General features: G+C 68.2%; 16 protein-coding genes and 1 pseudogene. 12 read left to right on the plus strand and 5 right to left on the minus strand.

Going from position 1 to position 23704, the window contains the following annotated elements; translation table 11 throughout:
* The 8 genes and pseudogenes from F3J19_RS28425 to F3J19_RS28460 form a co-directional block, all read left to right on the plus strand.
* Positions 1–1250 (plus strand): annotated as a pseudogene (locus F3J19_RS28425) (cellulose synthase); the annotation flags it as partial.
* An 11-nt stretch (positions 1251–1261) separates the two neighbouring features.
* Positions 1262–3388: a glycosyl transferase family protein gene (locus F3J19_RS28430; RefSeq protein WP_167049140.1), complete on the plus strand. Its 2127-nt coding sequence runs from the start codon at positions 1262–1264 to the stop codon at positions 3386–3388.
* Entirely contained in the window at positions 3385–4248 is an 864-nt protein-coding gene (locus tag F3J19_RS28435) for a hypothetical protein (protein WP_240159295.1), read from the plus strand. The genes F3J19_RS28430 and F3J19_RS28435 overlap by 4 nt, the downstream gene beginning before the upstream one ends.
* 2 nt (positions 4249–4250) lie before the next feature.
* A complete protein-coding gene (locus F3J19_RS33120; protein WP_167049142.1) occupies positions 4251–7094 on the plus strand; it encodes a bacteriophage N4 adsorption protein A in 2844 nt (947 codons plus the stop codon).
* 19 nt (positions 7095–7113) lie between these two features.
* Positions 7114–7839, plus strand: a complete 726-nt coding sequence (locus tag F3J19_RS28445) for an alginate O-acetyltransferase AlgF (RefSeq protein WP_167049144.1) — start codon at positions 7114–7116, stop codon at positions 7837–7839.
* An 18-nt stretch (positions 7840–7857) separates the two neighbouring features.
* Positions 7858–9234, plus strand: a complete 1377-nt coding sequence (locus tag F3J19_RS28450) for an MBOAT family protein (protein ID WP_167049146.1) — start codon at positions 7858–7860, stop codon at positions 9232–9234.
* A gap of 5 nt (positions 9235–9239) precedes the next feature.
* Positions 9240–10301 carry a hypothetical protein gene (locus tag F3J19_RS28455; RefSeq protein ID WP_167049148.1) on the plus strand — a complete coding sequence of 354 codons (1062 nt, stop codon included), beginning with the start codon at positions 9240–9242 and terminating at the stop codon, positions 10299–10301.
* Positions 10302–10320: 19 nt separating this feature from the next.
* Positions 10321–11316, plus strand: coding sequence for a twin-arginine translocation pathway signal (locus F3J19_RS28460; protein ID WP_167049150.1), 996 nt, complete (start codon positions 10321–10323; stop codon positions 11314–11316).
* Between the two features lie 106 nt (positions 11317–11422).
* Here F3J19_RS28460 and F3J19_RS28465 read toward each other — a convergent pair whose 3' ends face one another.
* Both F3J19_RS28465 and F3J19_RS28470 read right to left on the minus strand, forming a co-directional pair.
* Positions 11423–14008, minus strand: coding sequence for an adenosylcobalamin-dependent ribonucleoside-diphosphate reductase (locus tag F3J19_RS28465; RefSeq protein ID WP_167049152.1), 2586 nt, complete (start codon positions 14006–14008; stop codon positions 11423–11425).
* A 431-nt stretch (positions 14009–14439) separates the two neighbouring features.
* Positions 14440–14727, minus strand: coding sequence for a DUF3331 domain-containing protein (locus F3J19_RS28470; protein WP_167049255.1), 288 nt, complete (start codon positions 14725–14727; stop codon positions 14440–14442).
* Positions 14728–15064: 337 nt separating this feature from the next.
* On the opposite strand from F3J19_RS28470, the gene F3J19_RS28475 reads away from it, so the two are divergent.
* Positions 15065–16159 carry an AI-2E family transporter gene (locus tag F3J19_RS28475; protein ID WP_167049155.1) on the plus strand — a complete coding sequence of 365 codons (1095 nt, stop codon included), beginning with the start codon at positions 15065–15067 and terminating at the stop codon, positions 16157–16159.
* Between the two features lie 81 nt (positions 16160–16240).
* Here F3J19_RS28475 and F3J19_RS28480 read toward each other — a convergent pair whose 3' ends face one another.
* Positions 16241–17131: an alpha/beta hydrolase-fold protein gene (locus tag F3J19_RS28480; RefSeq protein ID WP_167049157.1), complete on the minus strand. Its 891-nt coding sequence runs from the start codon at positions 17129–17131 to the stop codon at positions 16241–16243.
* 116 nt (positions 17132–17247) lie between these two features.
* Entirely contained in the window at positions 17248–18357 is a 1110-nt protein-coding gene (locus F3J19_RS28485) for an OpgC domain-containing protein (RefSeq protein ID WP_167049159.1), read from the minus strand.
* Positions 18358–18948: 591 nt separating this feature from the next.
* Between F3J19_RS28485 and F3J19_RS28490 the strand changes: the two genes are divergently transcribed.
* Both F3J19_RS28490 and F3J19_RS28495 read left to right on the plus strand, forming a co-directional pair.
* On the plus strand, positions 18949–20127 hold the full coding sequence (locus F3J19_RS28490; RefSeq protein WP_167049161.1) for a porin: 1179 nt from the start codon (positions 18949–18951) through the stop codon (positions 20125–20127).
* A 689-nt stretch (positions 20128–20816) separates the two neighbouring features.
* A complete protein-coding gene (locus tag F3J19_RS28495; protein ID WP_167049163.1) occupies positions 20817–21782 on the plus strand; it encodes a peptidoglycan DD-metalloendopeptidase family protein in 966 nt (321 codons plus the stop codon).
* 545 nt (positions 21783–22327) lie between these two features.
* On the opposite strand, the gene F3J19_RS28500 is transcribed toward F3J19_RS28495, so the two are convergent.
* Positions 22328–22726 carry a hypothetical protein gene (locus F3J19_RS28500; protein ID WP_167049257.1) on the minus strand — a complete coding sequence of 133 codons (399 nt, stop codon included), beginning with the start codon at positions 22724–22726 and terminating at the stop codon, positions 22328–22330.
* A 521-nt stretch (positions 22727–23247) separates the two neighbouring features.
* Here F3J19_RS28500 and F3J19_RS28505 point away from each other — a divergent pair.
* Positions 23248–23703, plus strand: a complete 456-nt coding sequence (locus tag F3J19_RS28505; RefSeq protein WP_167049165.1) for a (2Fe-2S)-binding protein — start codon at positions 23248–23250, stop codon at positions 23701–23703.
* Position 23704: the final 1 nt, after the last annotated feature.

A 23704-nucleotide genomic window follows, 5' to 3' on the forward strand; every position in this document is an offset into this window, starting at 1 on the left:
CGTTCGACGCATGGCGCAAGCGCGTCGCCGGGCCGCTCGTCGCGCCGCTCGCGGCCGGCGAAGCGCGCCTCGTGCGCGTCGGCGGACAGGCCGCGATCGCGGTCGGCGACAGCCAGGCCATCGGCGTGCTTGCGCAGGCCTGGCGCACGATCAACGTATCGAACCAGCTCGTCGTGCACGGCATCGACAGCAGCATCAACGGCCGGGCCGACGTCGTCGCGCTTTCCGCGCTCGGCGGCGAACCGGCGACACTCGACGTGTACGCCCAGGCGTCGTGGAGCGCCGCCTTCGACCTCGGCGCGGTGGCGGGCGCGGGCCGTCTGCCCGACGCCGTGGTGCTGGATCTCGCGGGCGCGCCCAATAGCGACGGCGCGAGGCCGGTCGCATCGATCTATTTCAACGACGTGCTGATCGGCGCACAGCTGCTGGACGCCGGCGGCCGCGCACAGCGCGTCACCGCTCACATTCCGCGCGCCGCGCTCGCGGCCCGCAACGTGCTGCGCGTGACGTTCCAGCGCCAGCCCGGCAGCGGCTGCGCGATGGCGCAGGGCTATCCGGCCGCGGTTCTGCCCGGCAGTCATCTGACGCTCGCGCGCGCCGACGGCGACGACACCTTCACCGGCATGGTGGGGCGTTTCGCGCAAGGCGCGACGCTGGTCGTGCCGGCGTCGTATCTCGCCGACGCGACGGCGACGCTGCCGCGCGTGGCGCGTCTGGCCAACGCGGCCGGCGTCGCGCCGCAACGCGCGGCGCTGAATGTGAGCCCGGACGGACAAGCAGCGGCGCCCGCCGGCGCGTTTCTCGCCATCGACGTGCCGCTGGCCGATCCGAAGTCGCACGTGCGCATCGCGGACGGCCGCCTGACCATTACCGGCCCGCGCGGTGCGATGCTTTACGACGTGAGCGGCGTCGCCAACCTGGCCGAAGTCGGCGTGATCGACGTCGAGCATGCGGGCGGCACGGCAGGCGTGGTCTACCGCAGCGTCGGCGCCCATGCGCCGCCGCTGCCGACGGCCTTCCAGCTTTCGCACGGCGACGTCGCCGTGATCGACCGCAGCGGCGTGCTCAAGCAGCTCGATACCATCCACGAAGGCGATCTGGCGCCGCAGACGGGCAGCGCCGCCACGCCGTGGACGCGCCAGTGGCTCATCTGGTTCGTGCCCGCCGTCGTGGTGGCCGGGTTCGTCGCGCTGCTGCTGCTGGCCGCCTTCGTGCGCCGCCGCAAGGCGCGCCGGCCCGCCGGCGAGTGAGTCCGCGCGCCATGGGTCTGTATTCCGGGTACTACGCCGCGCAGTATTTCGAACTGCTGCAGTACTGCGCGGGCTTCGTCGCGGTGCTGATCCTGCTGTCCGCGCTCGACGACCTGTTCATCGATCTGTGGTACTGGGCGCGCGAGGCGTGGCGCGCCGCGACGGTCAAGCGCGCCTACCGGCCGCTCACGGTCGGGCAGTTGCAGGCGCGCGAGGAGCAGCCGCTCGCGATCATGGTGCCGGCATGGCTCGAATACGACGTGATCGCCGCCATGATCGAGGACATGGTGCGCGTGCTCGACTACCGCAACTACATGGTGTTCGTCGGCACCTATCGCAACGACGCGCAGACCATTGCGGAAGTGGAGCGCATGCGCCGCCGCTACCGGCAACTGCACCGCGTCGAGGTGCCGCACGACGGACCCACCTGCAAGGCCGACTGCCTGAACTGGGTGATCCAGGCGATCTTTCGCCACGAGCGCGAGGCGGGGATCGAATTCGCGGGCGTCGTGCTGCACGACAGCGAGGACGTGCTGCATCCGGTCGAGCTGAAGTTCTTCAATTACCTGCTGCCGCGCAAGGACATGATCCAGCTGCCGGTTGCCTCGCTGGAGCGGCACTGGTACGAACTCGTGGCCGGCACCTACATGGACGAGTTCGCCGAGTGGCACGCGAAGGACCTCGTGGTGCGCGAGAGTCTCGCGGGCGCGGTGCCGTCGGCGGGCGTGGGCACCTGTTTTTCGCGGCGCGCGCTGCTCGCGCTGGCCGAGAGCACGCAGAACCAGCCCTTCAACACCGACAGCCTGACCGAGGACTATGACGTCGGCGCGCGGCTTGCCAGGCTCGGCATGCAGTCGATCTTCGCGCGCTTTCCGGTGCAGTTCCGCTCCCGCCGCGCGACGTGGTTCGGTTTGGGCAAGCCGCGCGAGGTCACCATCACGATGCCGCTGTGCGTGCGCGAGTTCTTCCCCGACACGCTGCGCACCGCCTACCGCCAGCGCGCGCGCTGGGCCCTCGGCATCGGCTTGCAGGGCTGGCAGCACACCGGCTGGAGCGGCTCGCTCGCCCACCGCTACCTGCTGTTTCGCGACCGCAAGGGGATCGTGACCGCGTTCGTCAGCATGGCCGCCTATGCGCTGCTGATCCAGTTCCTGCTGTTCATGGGCGCCAGCGCGCTGGGGCTACCCGTGGCGCTGCTGCCGTCGCCGTTCGTCAATTCCACGTGGATGCACGTCGTGCTCGGGCTCAATGCCGTGGCGCTGCTGCTGCGCGTCGTGCAGCGCGTCTACTTCGTGACGCGGCTGTACGGCTGGGAGCACGGCGCGATGTCGATTCCGCGCATGGTGGTCGGCAACTTCGTCAATTTTCTGGCCGTGTCGCGTGCGTGGCGGCTGTTTCTCGTCCACCTCGCGACGGGCAAGCGGCTCGCGTGGGACAAGACCATGCACGATTTTCCGACCGCGGACGGCCTGACGGGCGGCCGCCGCCAGCGGCTCGGCGAGCTGCTGCTGTCGTGGCGGGCGATCGACGAGCAGCAGCTCGCGCATGCGCTCGACGACTGGTACGCGCGCGAAGCGCCGCTCGGCCGCGTGCTGATGGCCAAAGGCTGGCTCGACGAGGAAACGCTCGCCGAAGCGATCGCGTTCCAGGCCGACCTGCCGCATGCGGCGCTCGATTTGCGCCAGCTCGACGCCGATCGCGCGCGTCTGCCAGTTGATGCGTCGATCCGTCATCGCGTGCTGGTGCAGGGCACCGACGCGGCCGGCCGCGCGATCCTCCTTACCGCGAGCCCGCTGCCCGAGCCGACGCTGGCGGAGCTTGCCGAGGCGCTCGGGCAGCCGGTCACGCAGCACATCGCGCGCGAAAGCGACGTCGTGACGGGCCTGCGCCTGCTGCGCGGCACGCCCGAAGCGCTGGAGCCGGCCGCCGCGCGTGTTCCGCTGCTCGGCGATCTGCTGATCGAACTCGGCCACGTAACGCGCGAGCGCTTCAACGCGGCGCTGAACCTCTATCGCCCGGACCGCGACGGCCGTATCGGCGACTTCATGGTGGCGCGCGGCGTAATCAGCAGCCGCGCGCTCAACGATGCGATCGCGGCGCAGGTCCGCGCGCGCGAGGCGGGGGTGCCCGTCACATGAGCCCTGTCGCGATTCGCGCGCGCGCCGCCGGCCGGCGGCTGCGCCGTGCCTGGGCCGCAGCCGCGGTGCTCGGCGCCTGCCTGCTCGCCGGCTGCGAGGCCCCGCCGGCCGTGTATGCCGACGGCATCGCGTGGCAGCCCGACAACGCGCACGTGAACCCGCACGGCGACTGGGAACGGCTGGGGGTCACCGATCTGCTGATCCAGTGGACCGCGGTGGACGACACGGCCTTCGTCGGCGGCACCGGTTTGCGCGAAGCGCCGAGCCTGCCCGACTGGCCGCGCATCGCGCGCGAACCGTGGGCGAGCCATGTGCTGGTCGGCCTCGCGGGCCGCTTCGACGAGCGCGCGGCGCGCGCCGACGCGGCGGAACTCGCGGAGCAATCGCTGAAGCTCGCCGCCGCCGTGCCGCCGCTGCACGTCGAGGGCTGGTACTTCCCGGTCGAAGTCGATCCGGGCTGGCGCGACGCGCCACAACTCGCGCCGTTGCTGATGCGTTTGCCGAGGCCGTTGTGGATCAGCGTCTACGACCGCTCGAACATCGGCGGGCCGGCGCTCGCGGCCTGGCTCGACAGCTGGCTGCCGCCCGACGTCGGCGTGCTGTTCCAGGACGGCGTCGGCGTGTATGCCCGCGAACCCCGCGTGGCCCGCGACTATGCCGACGCGCTGGCGGCCAGGCTCGGCGCGGCCCGCGTGCGGATCATCGCCGAAGCGTTCCGGCCCGACGTGGGCCGTCCTTTTCGCGCCGCGACGGCCGCCGAGCTCAAGCCTCAATTGGCGGCCTATCGCGGTTTTCGTACTTATGTCTTCGACGGACCTCACTATGTGTCGCCCGAACTGGTGGAGAGCGTGCTGAAGTGATCGTGCGCTTTCCTCGACCAACGGCTGTTTCCATCCTGTGCGCCGCGCTGTTCGCGGCATGCGCGGAGTCCCGCGCCGACGAGACCTTGCCGCTGCCGCTCGCGGGCAGCGCCTATCGGATCGCGCAGCAGGCTTACGACGAATACGCGCGCGGCGACTATGACGCGGCGGCGCGCGACGCTCGCGAAGCGGTCCGCCTGCGTCCGGACGTGGCGCGGCTGCACACGCTGCTCGCGCAGGCCGAGGCCGCGCGGAAAGCGCGGCGAGTCCAGCCGCGCGTCGCATCGGGCGAGGCCACCGGCCGTGCCCGTCCCGCCGCGCCCGGCAAGACGGAACCTCGGCGCGCCGTCGATCTTGCGGCTCGCGCGCTCGATCTGCTTGCGAGCGGCGACGTGGCGGGTGCCTCGCGCGCCGCTGGCGACGCTGTGGAGTTGGCACCGGGCGCGTCGTCATACCGGCTGTTGCAGATCGACTTGCTGCTGCGCCTGCGCGACGACGCGGCGGCCTCGCGCGCAAGCCGCGACGCGCTGGCGAGCGCCGGCGCCGCGGCTTCGATGATCCATCTGCAGCATGGCTATCTGCTGCAGCGTGACGGCCGTTACGACGAAGCGCGGGCGGACTACGACGAGGCGCTGGCGAGCGTGGCGGACCTGACGGACGTGGTGGACGACTCGCACGGCGTTGAACAACTGCGCGCGCTGCGTCTGCTCGTGGCCCGCGCCGAACTGAGCGCCGGCGACACGGCTGCCGCGCTCAAGGTTCTCGAAGCGTTTCCCGACAGCGACGCCGAGGCGCAACAATGGCGCCGGTTCGCGCAATGGCTCGCAACAGGAGACGCGTCCGCGCGGCCCGCGCTCGAACCGCCGCTTCTGCATTGCGGAGTCAACGGCACCGAACCAGCGTGCTCGCCGATCGCGCCGGAAAAGCCGGCAAGAACGCTGGCCGAGGCGGCCTATCGCGCCGCCGCGAACGCCCATCCGCGCGAGGCGCTCGGCCTGTTCGACGCGGCCCTGCAGGTCGGTGGACCCGACCGGGAACTGGAAGGCCGGCGCGACGCCGTGCGCCGCCAGCTTGCGCAGGAGCCCGCGCGCGAAGCCTACGCCGCGCTGGCCGACAACGATCCCCAACGGGCGGAAAAAGCGATCGCCGAGGCGATTGCGAATGCGCCCGATGTAATGTCCTACCGGCTCCTGCTGATCGACGCGTTGACGCGCGAGCAGCGTTACGCCGAAGCGGAAGCCGCCGCGAGCGCGGCGATCCAGGTCGACGACGAGGACGCGGTGCCGCTGCTGCTGCGCGGCCACTTGCGCCAGATGCAGGGCCACTACCGCGCAGCGCGCGACGACTACACGAAAGCCGTCAAGAACGGTGCACTCGGCGACGACGATCTGCGCAACGTCCGGCTCTACGTCGCCGATGCGGCGCTGGCCGAGGGCGATGCGGCATTCGCCAGCGGCGCGTTGCAGCCGCTGCCGGCCGGCGACGCCGAAGCGGCCTGGCGGCGCAGCCTGATCGCGTACTACCGGCATCGCGCGGACCGCCCGCGGTTGCAGGCGCCGTTCCTCGATTGCCGGCTCACGCCTTACGGCACGGTGTGTACCGCGCGTCCCGCCGACAATGCGGCCGATGCGATGGTCCCGGCCATTTTCGCGGCGCTCGCAAAGGGCGACGACGCGACGGCTTTGACGCTCGCGCGCCAACTGGTCGCTGCCGCGCCGAAGCGCGACATGTACCGGCGCGTGCTGGCCGACGCGCTCGACGCGGCCGGCCGCCACGACGAGGCGAAGCAGGCGCGCGCGGCGCTCAAGGATGCCGCGCCCGAACTGGACTACGCGTATCTGCTCGCGGTGTCGGGCGCGTCCTCACAAGCGGCCCAAGCGTTCGGCGCGCTCGACGCGGCCGGCAAGCTGCCCGCAACGGCGCTGCGCGATGCGGCCTTCACGGCCGTCAATGCCGACCAGCGTCCGCTCGCGGCCGGCTATTTCCGGCGCGCCATCGACGCCGCCGATGCTGGCGCGCTCGACCTCACGCCGCAAAGCCTCTACGAGACGCGCCGCGCGGTGTCCGAGCTGGAGCGCCGCTGGGGCGCCTATGTGGCGCTGACCTATCGCGGCAGCAACAACATGCAGGCGGGCCAGAACCAGTCGGCGCTGGTCGGCGACAACCTGCAGATCGGCGCCGAGGCCTGGTGGCGGCCGGCCGCGCTCGAGCGCAACGGCACCTGGGTCGATCTCTATGCGCGGCTCATCGGCACGCCGTATAGCGCGCCGACCACGTCCACCGACACGGTGACGGGCGACAGCTTCACCGGCACCTCGCCGACCGGCTGGCCGAGCCTGCTCTCCGCCTTCGGCGTGCGCTGGAAGCCGTTTGCCTCGCAAAACATCGTGGCCGCCTTCGAGCGGCAGCAGGCGATCGGCTCGGCGGCGCAAAGCGACTGGCTCGCGCGGCTCGGCTACTCGTGGGGCACGGGCGGCGACCTGCGCGTCGACAAGCCGAGCTGGAACAACGTCCAGCTCTATGCCGAGACCGGCTACTACCTCGTGGCGAACACGCGCTACCTCACGTCGGAACTCGACGCGGGCCGCAGCTTCCGCCTGCCCGATACGTGGCTCGGCCACACGATGCTGACGCCGCACGCCGTGGCCGCGGCGGACTACAACAACGTCTACACGAGACCGTGGGCCGTCGGCGCGGGCGTCGGCCTCAACCTGCGCACCTGGCTGCGCGAGGACCGCTATCATGCGCCGCGCTCGTACCTGGACCTGTCGGTGCAATACCGCCTGCGCGTGGCCGGCGACGAACGCGCGAAGGGCTGGTTCATTCGCAGCGTCTTCAACTACTGAACGAAACGGGGATAACTCGATGATGGTCAAGAACCCTACATTGTCCGCGGGCGCACGCCGCCCGAAGACTGGCGCCGCCATGGCCGTCATGGCCGCGGCGCTTTTCGCAGGCGCACTCGCGCTGGCCTGGGGGCCGGCCGCGTCCGCCCAGGAGATCGCGCGGCTCTATGCGCCGCAGGCGCCGGCCGGCTCCAGCTACCTGCGCGTGGTGAATCCGTCGGCGAAGGCCGTCAGCGTCGAGTTCGCGGGCAAGCGCGACACGCTCGATCCGAAGCGCAGGGTGAGCACCGATTACCGGGTCGTCGATGCCGCCGCCGGCGTCGAGATCAAGGCCGACGGGCACGCGCTCGGGCGCTTCGACGTCAAGCCGGGCACCTTCAACACGGTGGTGCTGACGGCGGCGGGCCAGCCGAAGCTGATCGCCGACGCCAGCGACGGGCGCGACGACCTGAAGGCGGAACTGCGCTTCTACAACCTCGCGCCGGACTGCAACGGCGCGCTCGAGATCGAGAACGGCGCGACGGTGTTCGATCGCGTGACGAGCGGCGACACCCGCAAGCGCGTCATCAATCCCGTGCAGGCTCGGCTGCAAGGGCGCTGCGAGGCGAGCGGAAGCACGGCGCCGGTGGCGCTGCCCACGCTGAAGTCGGGCGATCATGCGAGCGTGTTTCTGCTCGGCGCGGCCGCCGCGCCGCGCCTCGTGATCCAGACCGACGCCACCGAGCCGTACTCGGCCTGCCACTGAGCGCCGGCCCGCACGCCTATGGTCTTCGCGAGCATCAGCTTCCTGTTCGTTTTCCTGCCGCTCTTCCTGCTGGCCTATGCGCTCGTCGGTGCGCGCTGGCGCAATCTGACGCTGCTCGGATTCAGCTGGATTTTCTATGCGTGGTGGCGTCCCGACTTCCTGCCGCTGATCGTCTCGATCGCGCTCTGGTCGTGGGGCACGGGCTTGCTGATACAGCGCGCCGGGGCACGGCAACGGCGCTGGGCGCTGCTCGCCGGCATCGCGTGGCCGCTGCTCGCGCTGGTCTGGTTCAAGTACGCGAACCTGCTGCATGACACGGCACGCTCGATCGGCGTGCCGACCGGCGCATGGCAGGCCGTCGTGCTGCCGATCGGACTCTCGTTCTTCGTGTTCGGCGCGATTTCGTATGCGGTCGATGTCTATCGCGGCACCGTCGCCGCCGAGCCGAGCTTCGTTAGCTATGCGACCTATCAGTCGATGTTCGGCCACCTCGTGGCGGGACCCGTCGTCCGCTACGAATGGGTGGCCGAGCGGTTGCGCCGGCGCGCGTTTCATGCCGCGGAGTTCGCGGTCGGCGTCGAGCGGTTCATGCTCGGCTTCGCGCAGAAGATCCTGCTCGCGGACACGCTGGCGCCGCTCGTGACGAGCGGTTATCAGCTGACGTCGCCGAGCGCGGCCGACGCCGCGCTGACGGTGCTCGCCTATGCGTTGCAGCTGTATTTCGACTTCTGCGCCTACAGCAGCATGGCGATCGGCCTCGGCCTGATGGTGGGGCTGCGCTTTCCCGAGAATTTCGACGCGCCTTATCTGGCCGGCTCGCTCTCGGCGTTCTGGCGGCGCTGGCATATCAGCCTGTCGAGCTGGCTGCGCGACTATCTGTACATTCCGCTCGGTGGCAGTCGCCAAAGCCTGCCGCGCGGCTGCGTGAATCTGCTGGTTACGATGGCGCTCGGCGGCCTGTGGCATGGCGCGAGCTGGACCTTCATGGTGTGGGGCCTGTGGCATGGCGCGGGTCTCGCGGCCGAACGGCTGTGGCGCGCGCGCCGCGGGCCGGCGCTGCCGTTCTGGGCGGGCCATGCCGTCACGCTGCTGTTCGTGATGGCGGGCTGGCTGCTGTTTCGCGCCGACAGTTGGGGCGAAGTGTCGACGATGCTGGCGGCGCTCGGCGGCGCGCATGGCTGGGCGATGTCGAGCGCGTTCGCCGCCGCGCTGCGGCCCAACCAGCTCGCCTGTCTGCTGGGCGGCATCGCGCTCGTCTATCTGCCCGCCGCCTGGCCGGCGGGGCACGCGCGCGGCCAGGCGCTGCTGCGCTATCTGGCGGTGCCGCTGTGGCTGGTCTCGGTGTGCGTGCTGCAAGGACGCACCGTGGTCCCGTTTCTCTATTTCCAGTTCTGACCGCGATGCGCAAGTTCAACACGATGGCCTTTCTGATCGTCGTCATGGGCGGCGCTCTCCTGCTCGCCTGGCGCCTGAGCGGCGAGGCCGACGCGCTTGGGCGGCTGCTGCGGCAAGCATCGTGGCGCGACGGCGCCGCAACGCAGGCGCTGGACCGGCGCGTGGAAGAGCTCGCCGCGCCGGCGCCCGCCGTGCGGCGCGTCTTCAACGGCGTGCTTTACGCGGTGACGGGCGATGCCGATCCGCAGGTGCGCAGCGGCTGCCCCGGCTGGCTGTTTCTGACCGAGGAACTGGTCGAAACGCCCGGCGGCGAGCACAACCTCGAACGGCGCGTGGCGCTCGCGCGCAAGCTCGCGGCCGATCTCGCACGGCGCGGCATCGCCGTCGTGAGCGTGCCGGTGCCGGACAAGGCCGAGCAGGCGGCAAGCGGGCTGTGCGGGCTGCCGGTGTCGCGCCAGGCGCGCGGCCGAAGGCTCGCCTGGCAGCAGGCGAGCGCGGGCCTGGCACTGCGCCAGGTCGATCTGCATGACGGCTGGGTCGCGCCCGGTTACTGGCGCACCGACACGCACTGGAATCGCGACGGCGCGAAGTTCGCCGCCCACCGCGTGGCGGCCGCGGCGCTGGCGTACGTGCCGGCCGGCGACGTCACGATGCGCCTGAGCGTGGCGGCTCGTTCCGGGGCGCGCATCGGCGATCTGACGCGTCTCGCCGGGCTGGCCGGCAACGTGCCGCCGTTCGCGCCGCGGCCCGACCTCGACCACGACGAAACGCTCGACATACACCACGGCGGCGGGCTGCTCGACGACGTGGCCGCGCCGACGGTCGTGCTGGCCGGCTCGTCGTATTCGCTCAATTCCGGCTTTGCCGACTATCTGCAACTCGCGATGAAACAGGAGATCGCGCAGCAAAGCCGCGTGGGCAGCGGCTTTGCCGGCAGCGCGATCGAACTGCTGCGGCATCACCCCGAGCGGCTCCAGGGTGTGCGGCTGCTGATCTGGGAGTGGCCGCTGCGCTCGCTCTACCAACCGCTTACCGACGATGAAAACGCCTATCTGGCGCAACCATGACAACCCGACAGGATTTCCGATGAAAAATCGTGCTTCACCGAACCGGGCCACGCCGCGCGGCTGGACCGCCGTGCTGGCCTTCGCGGCGCTCGCCGCGTCGATTCACTGCGGCGCGGCGCGGGCTGCGGCGTCGGTGATCGAGGGGCAGGACGGCTGGCTTTTCCCGGGCTGGGAAAGCACCGACAAGGTCGACCGTCCGCAGATCGAGGCTAACGTCAAGCTGATCCGCGAGGCGAAGGATGCGCTGGCGGCGAAGCACGTCGAACTCGTCGTGATGGTGGTGCCGGCCAAGTCGGTGTTCTACCCGCAGCGTCTTCCGGCCGACGTCAGGTTGTCGCCGCAGGTTCAGTCGCGCTACGGCGACCTGCTCGGCATGTTCGCGGCAGCCGGCATCGTCACGTTCGACGATCGGCCCGCGCTGCAATCCGTCGAGCACGACCGCCAGAGCGCGTTCTATCGCGCCGACTACCACTGGACCGCGTGGGCGGCGGAAGCCTCGGCCGATGCGACGGCCGCGCTGATCCGCGGCAAGTTCGCCGTGCCAGCCACCGGCGGCGGCAGCGTGCTCGGCGACTGGACCAACGAGCGGCGCTATGGCGATCTCGCGACGAACTTCATGTCGCCCGAGGACCGCAAGCGCATCGGGCGCGACATCTACACCGTGCGCAAGCAGCCGGAAGCGGCCGACGGCCTGCTCGACAGCGGACCGGCGCAGGTCGAGGTGATCGGCAACAGCTTCGTGCAGCCGTATCTCGGCTATCCGCAGAAGCTCTCGAATGCGCTCGGCGTGCCGGTGGGGCTGGCCTGGAATCCCGGCAACATCGGGCCGTGGAAGACGTTCCTCGATACGGTGGCGAACCCCTCGTTCGCGCAGCACGCGCCCAAGGTCGTGGTGTGGCAGTTCAACGAGGATCAATTGCAGACGCGCCTGGATGCGCCCGATAGCTGGGACCCGAAGAGCGTGATGCCGGCCGCGACCTGGCTGGCCGGCGTGTCGGCGGCGCTGGGCAAGTAGGGCCGATCTGGTTCGGTGGGGCGGGGGTGATTCGGGGGCCTTGGGCGGCCCCGTGGTTCCGGGCAATGCTGGCGGCCTTGGGCAACTCCGCTGGCCCTCTGCGGCCTTACCCGCAGGCCCCCACCTCGCCGCACGCCGTGCAGAAATCGCAGCCGTCCTTGCGAATCACCGCATTCGCGCCGCACGAACCGCATTTGCGTCCGAGCATCGTCTGCAGCCCTTGGGCGCTGGCCGGTTGCAGCAGCGCGTCCGCGCCGTCTTCGGGATGGGCGCGCATGCCGAAATCGGCCGATAACGCCGTGTCCGTTTTCATCTGCCCGCGCGGCAAGCGCGCGAGCAGCCGCGACGGCACCTGATTGCCTTCGGCGTCGAGAAAGCCGCGCCGATACAGAATCTGCTGGATCGCAAACGCGAGCGCGGCCACTTCCGAATCGTGCCAGCGCGGCGCGCGATGGCCGTCGAGACGCTGCACGTCGCCCAGCCGCACCTGGCCGCGATCCCACGACACCTTGCGCATGTCCTGCAGATTGCGCGCGACGAAGCCGCCGCGCGCGGCGAGCGACAGCGAGCGCATCGTCGCCGTGATCCATTGCTGCGACTCGTCGCGCTGACCGGTCGGGATGAAGAACTCGATCGGCCGCTCGATCGTCACGTCCTCGCCGCCGAGGCGTCCCGTCACCTCGATGAACGACACCGCGACGTACAGCGACTTCTTGCCCGCCTGGGTCAGATACTCGACCTTCTCGATGACTGCCGGCAACTCGCCCTTCGGCCGGTGATCCATCGCGATCCGCAGCGGGTCGAGATCACTGTCGGCGAGCGTGTCGTCGGCCTGCACGGGCGCGACGCTCAGCACCGCGCCGAGCGTGTCGTTCGGGCGATAGGTGGCGAGGCCCTTCAGGCCGCTTTTCCATGCGTCGAAATAGAGGCTTTCGAACGCGTCGAACGGATAGTCGGCGGGCACGTTGACGGTCTTCGAGATCGACGTGTCGACGTACGGCTGCACCGCCGCCATCATCTCGAGATGGTCGCGCGCCGACATCTGCAATGCGCTGACGAAGTAGTCGGGCAGCCGGTTCACGTCGCCGCCGAGCTCGCGGTAGAGCCGGTACGCGTAGTCCTCGACGTCGAACGATTCGCGGCCGCCGTCGGCCATCACCTTCATGCGCTTGTAGGTCCACGAGAAGGCCGGCTCGATGCCGTTCGAGGCGTTGTCCGCGAATGCGAGGCTCACGGTGCCGGTCGGCGCGATCGACAGCAGATGGCTGTTGCGGATGCCGTCGCGGCGGATCGCCTGCTGGACGTCGTCGGGCAGGCGCGACGCGAAGGTGCCCGCTTCGAGATAGCGCGCGGCGTCGAACAACGGGAACGCACCGCGCTCCTTCGCGAGTTCGACCGACGCGCGGTACGCCTCGTCGCGCATGAGCCGTGCGATGCGCGCCGCGAAGTCGCGGCCCTCCTGCGCGTTGTAGCGCAGCCCGAGCATCACGAGCGTGTCGCCGAGCCCGGTGAAGCCGACGCCGATGCGCCGTTTCGCGCGCGATTCGTCGTATTGCTGCGGCAGCGGCCAGAGCGTGACGTCGAGCACGTCGTCGAGAAAACGCACCTGGGTGCGCGTGCGTTGCGCGAGGCCGTCCCAGTCGAACGACGGCTCACGGCCCTGCAACTGCGCGAACGGATCGACGACGAAGCGCGTCAGGTTGAGCGGCCCGAGGTTGCAGCAGCCGTAGGCGGGCAGCGGCTGCTCGCCGCACGGATTGGTCGCGCGGATCGTTTCGACGGCGCGCAGATTGTTGTCCTCGTTCATGCGCGAGATGAACACGATGCCGGGCTCGGCGACGTCGTAGGTCGAGCGCATGATGCGCTCCCAGATCGCGCGCGCCGGGTGCTCGCCGTAGACCCACAGGCCGTCCTCGCGCCGCCGCACGTCGCCGGCCGCGCGCAGTGCCGGCGACGGCTCCGCGCGATGGACCAGCTGCCACGGCTCGTCGTTTTCGACCGCGCGCATGAATGCGTCGGTCACGCCGACCGACACGTTGAAGTTGTTCCAGCGCCCCTTCGAATGCTTGGCCTCGATGAATTCGAGCAGGTCGGGGTGGTCGCAGTCGAGCACGGCCATCTGCGCGCCGCGCCGCGAGCCCGCGCTTTCGACCGTGCGGCACGAGGCGTCGAACACGTCCATGTAGCTGCACGGGCCCGATGCCGACGAACTGGTCGTATGAACGCGCGCGCCCTTGGGCCGGATCGCCGAGAAGTTGTAGCCGACGCCGCCGCCGCGCCGCATCGTTTCGGCCGCCTGCAGCAGCGCCACGTAGATGCCCGGCAGTCCCTGCTCGTCGACGCCCTGAATCGAGTCGCCGACCGGCTGCACGAAGCAGTTGATCAGCGTCGCGGCGATACCGCTGCCCGCCGCGCTCATGATGCGGCCCGCGCCGAGCGCGCCGTGCCGCAGGTTGTCCACGAACAGCGCCTCGACCGGCGCGCGCAGTTCCGGCGGCTCGGCCTCGGCGACGCCGCGCGCGACGCGGCGAAAGACGTCGTCGGCCGATTGTTCGTCGCCTTTCGCGTATTTTTCGAGCAGCACGTCGAGCGAGAACTGCTGCGGGGCGATCGGCGTGCCCGCGATCGGCGATGGCGTGGGCGAGGCGGACGCTGCCGGGATCGTGGGGGTGTGCGGCGTGTCTTCTGCCATGATCGGCCCTCAAACGGCGTCGCGGCGGGCGCGGCGCGGTGGGTGGACGGCGCGCACTCAGGTGCCGGGCAGCAGGCCGGCGTGCGGGAGCGGGCGCAACGAGTCCACCTTAACGCACGGGGCGCGGGGCTGCAATCGACGGGGAGCGACCCGGGGCTGCGGCGCGTTCGGCGCTGCCGGGCGTCGTGGGCCGCGCTTGCGCGTGCCGTGCGCGCAAGGACAGCAAAGGCAGTCGGGGCAGGCTGGAAGCCGAGGTGCGCAAGTCGCGCAAATCGCAGCGGGCGAGCGCACCCCGGCGCTCGCGCCAAACCGCAACGGGCATGTATCGGCACAGGCGGCAAAAAGCGGCACTAGCCGCGCTAGCGTCACAAGCGGCACAAAAGCCGCGCAAGCGTCAAACAAGCGGCGCGGCCGCCGCGCCAGCCCGGTCGTCAGGCGGCTTCGAGAATCGGTTCGAGGATTTCGGCGCAGATCATCGCGGCCGCATTCGACGGTGCCGGCCGCTCGGCGGGCTTGAATACCGCGTCGCCGCGGCGAATCTTGCGATGCGACACCGCGCAAGTCCCCGAGGTATGCGCCGACCTGCGCCGCCAGCGTTGCTCGCCATAGTGGCAGCGTCCAGGCTCAACCCAGCGGATGACCAGCGTCGTGTCGGAGCTCTCGAGAATTTCGATGCGCACGCCATTGGTAGCGTCAAGAAGGATGGACTCTACGGTCATCATCGGCTCCGTATTGTGGAGTGCCGAATGTAGACTGGTGCGCGCCCAAGAGCCATTGTGCCGCGGTTGAAACTCTGTTCTCTAAACAGAAATAATCGTAAGCCAGTCGTACGATTGGTTGAAATGACGGACGTTGGGCGCTTTTTTATGTAATTTTTTAATAGTGTGAATTTTTGCAACGCTGTATTGCCGTCAATGCGACGATGCGGCCACCCGCAAGGAGCGCCGGCGCTTCCTTTAAGATGTGAGGGTCGATGGGGGACCGAGCCGCCAGTTTAGCGGGTTTGAAATTTTCGGGTCGGCTCGCGCGCACCCCCTCAGGAAAACCAGAGTTCACATGATTTCAAGGCCACCCGCAGTACCTCCTCCTGCTCCCGATGCGTCGTCGCCCACTCCGGAGCGTCTGAAAAAACAGAAGGCCGCCTCGCTCGTGCTGTATAGCGGGCTCGTGCTGCTCGCGCTGTGGGTCGTGCGCGATTTCATCGTGGCGGTCGCGTGGGCGGGCGTCGTCGCGATCGCGCTGTGGCCGCTGCTGCACCGGGTGGCGGGCAGCCGCTGGTTCAAGGGGCGCATGACGCTGCTCGCCGCCGTATTTACCGTCGTGATCGCGCTGCTCGTGCTGCTGCCGGTCGGGCTCGGCGTCGCCCAGGCGCTGCACGAGGCGCGCGAACTGAGCGACTGGTTCCGCGGCGTCCAGGAGCGCGGCATCGCGCTGCCGGGCTTCGTCGAGCGTCTGCCGTTCGGCGCGCAGCAGATCGCCGCGTGGTGGCAGGCCAATCTCGCGCAGCCGCTGCGCGATTCCGCCGCGATCAAGGGGCTGCACAGCGGCACGGTGATGACGCTCGGCCGCCATTTCGGCGCGCGCGCCGTGCATGCGGCGATGGTGTTCGGCTTCACGCTCGTTACGCTGTTCGTGATTGTCCAGGCGGGGCCGCGTCTGTCGGGCTCGCTGCTGAAGGCCGTGCGGCGCGGTTTCGGCGAGAGCGGCGCGAACCTCGTCCAGCACATGGCGACCGCCGTGCGCGGCACGGTGGCGGGGCTGGTCGTGGTGGGGCTTGGCGAGGGCCTGCTGCTCGGCGTCGCCTATTTCGTGACCGGCCTGCCGCATGCGGCGCTGCTCGGCTTCGTCACGGCGATCGCCGCGATGCTGCCGTTCTGCGCGCCGATCACGTTCGGCCTCGCGGCGCTGTGGCTGCTCGCGCAAGGCTCGGTTGCCGGCGCGATCGGGCTCGCCGTATTCGGCTCGATCGTCGTGTTCGTCGCCGAGCATTTCGTGCGGCCGGTGCTGATCGGCAACTCGACGCGCCTGCCGTTCCTGCTCGTGCTGTTCGGCATCCTCGGCGGGGCGGAGACGTTCGGGCTGCTCGGCATTTTCATCGGCCCCGCGCTGATGACGGTGCTGATGGTGCTGTGGACCGATCTCGTGCAGTAGCGCGTGTTTTGCGCGCCGTGCCGCCCGCGAACCGGACGGCACGGCGCGCGGTCCGCTGTTCGCGCCGTGCCGGCGCGCGGCTCAAGGCCGATGCATCGATGGGTGATCGAGCGGACGCTCGACCGGCGGCGGTTTCACGCTCACGCAGCCGAGCGTGTATTTGAGCGCGGCGGGCAGCAGTGCGCTCCATACGTCCCACGTATGCCCGCCGTCGATGATGCGCAGCGCCGCCGGATTGCCCGCGAGCCGCAGATGGGTGTACAGCACCGAGGCGTCGGCCTGGATGTCGAGGTCGTCGTCGCCGGATGCGATGAACATCGGCAGGCGGTACGGCCGGCTCATATAGCGGTCCCACTGCGCCGGATAGTTGAGCTCGTGCCAGATGCGCGGATCGAACTGCCGCTCGCCGAACACGCCGACGCGCCGCGCCGCCGACGCGCGCGGCGGCTCGTTGGCATAGATCGCGGGGCTCAGCAGCAGCGCGCCGCAGAACAGCTCCGGCTGCGTGAGCGCGTAGCGTAGCGCGCCGAAGCCGCCCATCGAGACGCCGCCGATCATCCGGCCGCTACGCTGCGTCGCGACCGCGTAGTGCGTTTCGATCTCGGGCAGCAGATCGTCGAAGAACGCGGTCTCCATTTTTTCCTTGCGGTCGACGTACCAGTCCGTGCCGCCTTGCGGCATCACGATCACGACGGGCGGGATGTCCTTGCGCTCGATCAGCGTGTCGGCCGTGCCTTGCAGATGGCCTTGGGTGAGCCAGTCGTTGGCGTCGCCGTTATTGCCGTGCAGCAGGTAGAGCACCGGCAGGCGCGGGCCGTCCGAGCGATAGGCGCCAGGCAGATAGATCGTGTAGTTCCAGTCGCGGCCGAGCGTATTCGAATGGAAGCTGCGGTTCGCGACCGTGCTCGCGAACGCCGGCGTGCCGACAGCGACGGAAAGCACAACGAGGGCGAGGCTAAAGAGTCGACGCATGTCAGGGTGGGAGACCGGCGCGCGGTTCGCGCGCCGGCCGTCATGCTATCAGCATTGGTACCGGATTTGAGGCGGATGCGAGGCGTGTCGATCTACGTCCGACGCGGCTGGCGCGCTCAGGACGGCGTGCCGAGCCGCGTCGCGACGAGCCGGCCGACATAGCGCTTGAGCGGCTCGACGCCAAGCCCGACCGCGAACAGCGCGCCGACGGCCGCCGCATCGGCGAGCAGGCCGAGCGGATAGTTCAGATAGCCGTCGGTGGCGGCATACAGCACCGAGTCGATCACGAGCGAAATCACCGCGCCGGCGATAAAGCACAGCAAGCCCTGACGTCCGATCAGGCCGATCCACGGCAGCCGGCGGGCGAGCTTTTTCGCCCAGCCGAGCTGGATCAGATTCGCGGTGAGCCACGCGATCGCGAGGAAGTTGCCGGCGCGCAGGTAGGACAGGTTCTGCTTGAGGCTGCCGGGCAGCGGCGCATGCTCGAGAACGAGCTTGTAGTAGGCGGCGCCCGCGACCACCGCGAGCGCGCACAGGCTGACGAGCCAGCCGAGCCGGTGCGCGCTCACGCGCTGATAAACCGGCTGGCAGCGCGCGAGCACGCCGAGCACGAACATCAGCTGCCACGCGAACGGGTTGAAGTCCCAGTGCATGTCGGGTGCCGAGGGCAGGTATTGGCCGATCGCCGGGGCGCCGGCCCACAGCGCGACGCTGCCGGCGAGCAGCAGCCACGGCTGGCGGCGCGCGAGCGGCAGGATGGCCGGTACGAGCAGCGCGAAGAACGCATACATCGGCAGCACCGAGGCGAGATACGGCTGGCGGCGCAGCAGCAGGATGTCGCGCAGCGCGGCGAGCGGGGTGTCGATGAGGTCGTCGAGGTCGGTGGTGGCGAGATTCGGCCCGTCGATGCTGAATGCGGTGAGCACCGCGCTCACGAGCAGCATGAGCCCGGCGGTGACGAGAAACGCGCGGTAGATCTCGAACGAGCGCCGCAGGAAGCGGCCGCGCGCGATCGTTTCGCTGCGCCGCTCGGCGAGTGCGGCATAGGCCGTGGCGGTCGCGAAGCCGCCGAGGAACACGAACACTTCGGCGGCATCGCACAGCGCATACGCATGCAGCGTGACGCGCGACAGAATGCTGCCGCCAATATGATCGACGACGATGATCAGCAGCACGAGTCCGCGGAAAAAATCGAGTTCGATCAGACGGGACGAGGATTGTTGCATTGTTTGCGTCAAAAGCAGCCCCGTGAGACGGCCACGCTGATCCAGCGGGGCGGGTGTCTCACACGGCGTTTTTAGTATGGGGTGGGGTGTCGCGGCGGGCTGCGCTCTTCATGCGCCCAGTCCGCGCCCCGCGTTGCCGCGCTCGACCGGCGGCGGAGCGCCGTGTCAACGGACTGTAAACCTGACCCCCGGTGCGGCGCGGAGTTCCGCTGCGTCGCAGCAAAGGCGCCCGATTATATTTCTTTCTGTGACAAAGCTGTTGGGAACGGTACGGCGCCATGCGGATTACCGCATCGGCGGCCCCTTATCGGCGACTCATCTTCGCCGTGCTCACGCGCCACGCGCGCCGTCGCTTACCCGAACCCCGCTGACGAAAAAAGGGGCAAGCACACCGAGTGGAGAATTAGCAACATTCTCGATCATCGGCGCTTCCTCTCATGGACGGCCAGCCGCCGTCGTGTGACGATTTCCGGAACGCGCAGGTGAACGGAGCAGTCGGCAGAACTGCCCGGGGCATCGAGAACAAGCATCAATCAAGAACAAAGCGACCGGATCGAGTTGTCCTGTTACTCGAAGTGCAGGGAGATCATCATGAACAGGCAAGTGTTCGCGCTGGCTGTCTCCATTGCTGCGTCCGCCGCTTTCGTCGTGCCTGCGCGCGCGCAAACCAGCGTCACGCTCTATGGCGTGATCGACGAAGGCATCAACTACACCAACAATGCCGGCCGCGGCCATGTCTACGAACTGGCGAGCGGGCTGGCGCAGGGCAGCCGCTGGGGCCTCAGGGGTTTCGAGGAACTGGGCGGCGGTCTCAAGGCAATCTTCCAGCTTGAAAACGGCTTCGACCTGAATTCCGGACGGCTCGAACAGGGCGGCCGCCTGTTCGGCCGCCAGGCGTTCGTCGGCCTGAGTTCGGTGCCGTACGGCACGTTGACGTTCGGCCGTCAGTACGATTCGGTCGTCGACTATCTGGCGCAGACCACGGCCAACGGCAGCTGGGCCGGCGAGCTGTTCTCGCACCCGTACGACAACGACAACACCGACAACACGTTCCGCCTCGACAACACGGTCAAGTACACGAGCCCGTCGATTGGCGGCTTCCAGTTCGGCGGCACCTACAGCTTCAGCAACGACACCGGCTTCGCGAACAATCGCGCCTACAGTTTCGGCGGGCAGTACGCGTATGGCGGCCTGCTCGTCGCGGCGGCGTATCTGCAGGCCGACAACCCGGGCAACGGCTCGAACGGCGCGATCACCGCCAACGACGCCGGTTTCGTCGCGACGCGCATGCGCGTGTTCGGCGGCGGCATGACCTATACGTTCGGCCCGGCGACGGCTGGCTTCGTCTACAGCAACTCGAACTATCTCGATCCGACCGGCAATGGCTATCTCGGCATCGCGCCGCTCGTGCCGCTGGTTCCCGTGACGCCGCCGGGCGTGCTGCTGAACTCGCTCAAGTATCAGAACTTCGAGGTGAACGGCAAGTATCAGATTTCGCCGATGCTGTTCGTCGGCGCGCAGTACGTCTACACGATGGAAACCTACGACGCGTCGAACGGCGGCGTGAAGCCGCGCATCCATACGTTCGGGCTGATGGCGGATTACAACCTGTCCAAGCGCACTGACGTTTATCTGCAGGGCGAGTATCAGCAACTGACGGGCGACTCCACGCTGTCGATTCTCGACTACGCGTTTATTCCGGGCACGCAGTCGCCCTCGTCGACGTCGAAGCAGGTCGTCGTGCGCGCGGCTATCCGGCATAAGTTCTAGCGTTTTCACGCTGCGCGTTATTGGTTGGTGTAACGCGGTTTTTTCTTCTGCCTTTTCCGCCAGGGCGCGAGGTTGCCGGAGCCTGGCGGTTTTGTTTGCGGCGAGCAGGCGCAGCGAAATCTCTATTTCTGTCTTGTCTTTATCTCCTTATTCCTTATTTCTATCCCTGGACCGGGCGTGGGTCCGCTCTTTTAACGGCGCGTATTCCACCCCGGTCCGCAGCCGCGATGCCCGGCAATTCAAGTTCCGGGCATGCCTGCCGATATGACAAATGTTAAATAAACGCGAATCGTTCACCGGACGGCGGCGTTTCCGCTTCCAGCCGCGTCGGCTATCCGCTTCCGCCGAATCGGTAGGCCATGGGCGGGAATCCGGCTGGTAACGGTTGTATCAGAGTGTTCGAAGCGGGGCGTTTTCGTTAAAAGTCACTTTACAATTTCGCCGGAATTTTGATCGGCAATCCGGTCCCGATCCGATCTGTTTCGCTGGAGTTGCGCGGTTTTGATGTCTGGAGTCCGGACATGACCGGCCTTCGGCAGCGATTGGAACGGGCCGGCCGGGCATGGGATGAACGCCGTACGAGGCGGTCTCGCCGTGCCGCAGATGAGGCCGCGCGGCACGAGATCGCGCGCAGCGCTGCGGCATGGCGACATCCGGTCCGTCCATGAACAAGGCAGGAGTCGAACAGGATGAAAAAACGTTTCGACAGAACGAGACTGGCCAGTCTCGCCGGCGTGTGGGTTGCGCTGGCAGTCAGCGGTTGTGCGAACGTCGGGCAGCAGAACGCGCAGAACGGCGCGGCGTCGGGTGCGACGGCCGCCTCCGGCGTGCCGGCGGCGAATACGGCGGTAACGGGCGTGGCGGCCGATGGCGCGGCGTCTGCGGCGCTGACCATCGACGCCAACCAGAGCACGTCGCTGAAAAAAGCGCCGCCGCTCGTTTATCGCGTCAAGCATGGCGACACGCTCGCGCGCATCGCGCAGCATCATCATGTGAGCGTCAGGCAGTTGCAGGCGTGGAATGGCATGAAGCCGTCGTCGCGGTTGAGGCCGGGGCAGGTGCTGCATGTCGCGTCGCCGGAAACGGTGGGGGCGGTGAAGCAGGCTAATGCGGCGGCTGCGAGGTCCGCGGCGGGTGTGGCGTCGGCGGGGGCGGCGCTGCCGCAAACGTCGGCGCAGGCTTCGGCGCCAGCCTCTGCTCAGGCGCTAGCGCAGTCCGCAGCGCCGGTTCCCGATGCCGCCGAGGTCCGCGAAGTCACGCAGGAGACGCGCCGGCACGCGAGCAGCGTGACGCTCGCATGGCCTGCGTCGGGCAGCGTCGTCGAAGCGTTCCAGCCGGGCGAAACGCGCGGTATCGAAATCGGCGGCAAGCCCGGCGACCCGGTGCGCGCTGCCGCCGACGGCAAGGTCATGTATGCGGGCACGGGACTGAACGGCTACGGCAGTCTCATCATCGTGCAGCACAACAAGGACTTTCTGACGGCGTACTCGCATAACCGCAAGCTGCTGGTCAAGATGGGCGACGTCGTGCGCAAGGGACAGCAGATTGCCGAAATGGGCGACGAAAGCAACTCGCGGGTGTCGGTGGGTTTCGAGGTGCGCCACGACGGCAAGCCGGTCGATCCGTTGCCGTATCTGCCGCAGGCGCGCGGTTAGCGTCGAGTCTGTTGTTGTATCGGCTTTCGCTATGCCAGACATGGCGAAAGCCTGTTAGCCGCTCGCCGCAACCGGCTTCGAACGCTTCCCGCAAAAGCTCACCCTGGTTTTAGTCAGCAAAGCCAGGTAATTTCCTTGCACGGCGCAGGCACGAAAGCGTTTGATCGAGCGAACCGTGGTGGCGCGCGCCCGCATTCTTGCGAATCGAACGAGGAATGCCTTCGAGCAAGGTGTATTTGTGCCGGAGATAGAAGGCAATCCAGGCTATTCGCCACCCAGACATCATTCGCGTGCAACCGTCATGCGGCGAATGAAACACGTATTCACGACCCGACGCCGCTCCTGCAACGGTGAGGAAATACAGGAGCCGGCCGTGCGTTCGTCATCAGGTCATTCGCGATCACGCACCATCGCGCGAATCGACAGGTGAAGCAACGGGCAAAGCAACGCGCCGATCAAACCCGTCAAACGCGTGCCTCAAACACACGACTCCCGTCCGATACGCTGCCGGGAACAACCCGGCAATCACACGGCCGCAGCCGCACCTACTTCGCCTGCACGCCGCGCAGCAATTGCGCCACCTGGCCGTGGTAATGCAGGATCGCCGGATCGGCCTGCAACAACGGCAGATAACGCGGCAGAAACGCATTGTTCGGCTGATCGGGCGAGAACAGGCCGACCAGGGCTTCCGCGGCCGCAAGGCGGTCGCCCGCATCGGCTTCCTCGTCGTCGAGAATTTCGTCGACGCTCGCGATCACCGTCGAAAGCGGCGTGAGCCAGCGAAACCCCGAGCCGTTGATGAGCACCTGCAGAAACGCCGCCGGCGTCACCGGGCCGAATTCTTTTTCGTACGCCGCGCGCTCGTGATCGAGAATCGCCTTGTGCAGCGCAAGCAGCGGCTTGCGAATGTCCGCGAGGAATTGAGTGCATTGCGGGTCGTTCATCGGCGGCTCCTTCGGATCGGTTGGCTCGACGCAATAGCGCGTCGCAATACGCATCACGGGCGGCGTCACGATACCGCGCGCCGCTTCCCGCTCTAACGCTAGCAGGTAGATGCGTCGATGGTAACGCATTGATTGCATCCCGTTGCCGGGCGTGGGTCCGTGCATCGGCATGGGCTTCGAGACAGGCATCGGGACAAGCATCGGCATGGGCTTCGATATAGGCATCGGGACATGTATCGCAGCCTATATCGAGATACGTCTCGGAATTGATGCGCGATACTTGCGCACGAGGCGCGCTGCACACCTGCGAAGCAAACTTCGTTTCTCACGACTACAATCAGCCGGACTGTTAGCGGCACATGCTTCATCAGGACCGACCAGCATCGCGTGATTAGCCCGGCGTGTCGAACAAACGCGGCGAGTCTTTGCGTTCCGATGCGGTGCCGCTGTCTAAACAGTATGAATAAGCAGCCTGAATAAACAGCCTGAATCCCACACTATAAATTCCACCGGAGCCGCGCATGACAACGTTCAATATCAACGGCCAAACCCATACCGTCGACGCACCCCCCGACATGCCCCTGCTGTGGGTCTTGCGCGATCTCGTCGGCCTGACCGGCACCAAGTTCGGTTGCGGCATCGCTCAATGCGGCGCATGCACCGTGCATCTCGACGGCGTCGCGGTGCGCTCGTGCGTGTTCCCGGCGGCCGCCGTCGGCGAGCGCAAGGTCGTCACGATCGAAGCGGTCGGCGCCACGCCGGCAGGACAGAAAGTGCAGGAGGCCTGGCGCGAACTCGACGTCGTGCAATGCGGCTACTGTCAGTCGGGGCAGGTGATGTCGGCCGCCTCGCTGCTCGCGAGCAATCCCAACCCGAGCGACGCCGACATCGACGCCGCGATGGCCGGCAACATCTGCCGCTGCGGGACCTACAACCGCATCCGCGCGGCGATCAAGCATGCCGCGAAGGGAGCCTGAC

This window comes from Burkholderia sp. Ax-1724 (assembly GCF_011752995.1).
GTDB lineage: Bacteria > Pseudomonadota > Gammaproteobacteria > Burkholderiales > Burkholderiaceae > Paraburkholderia.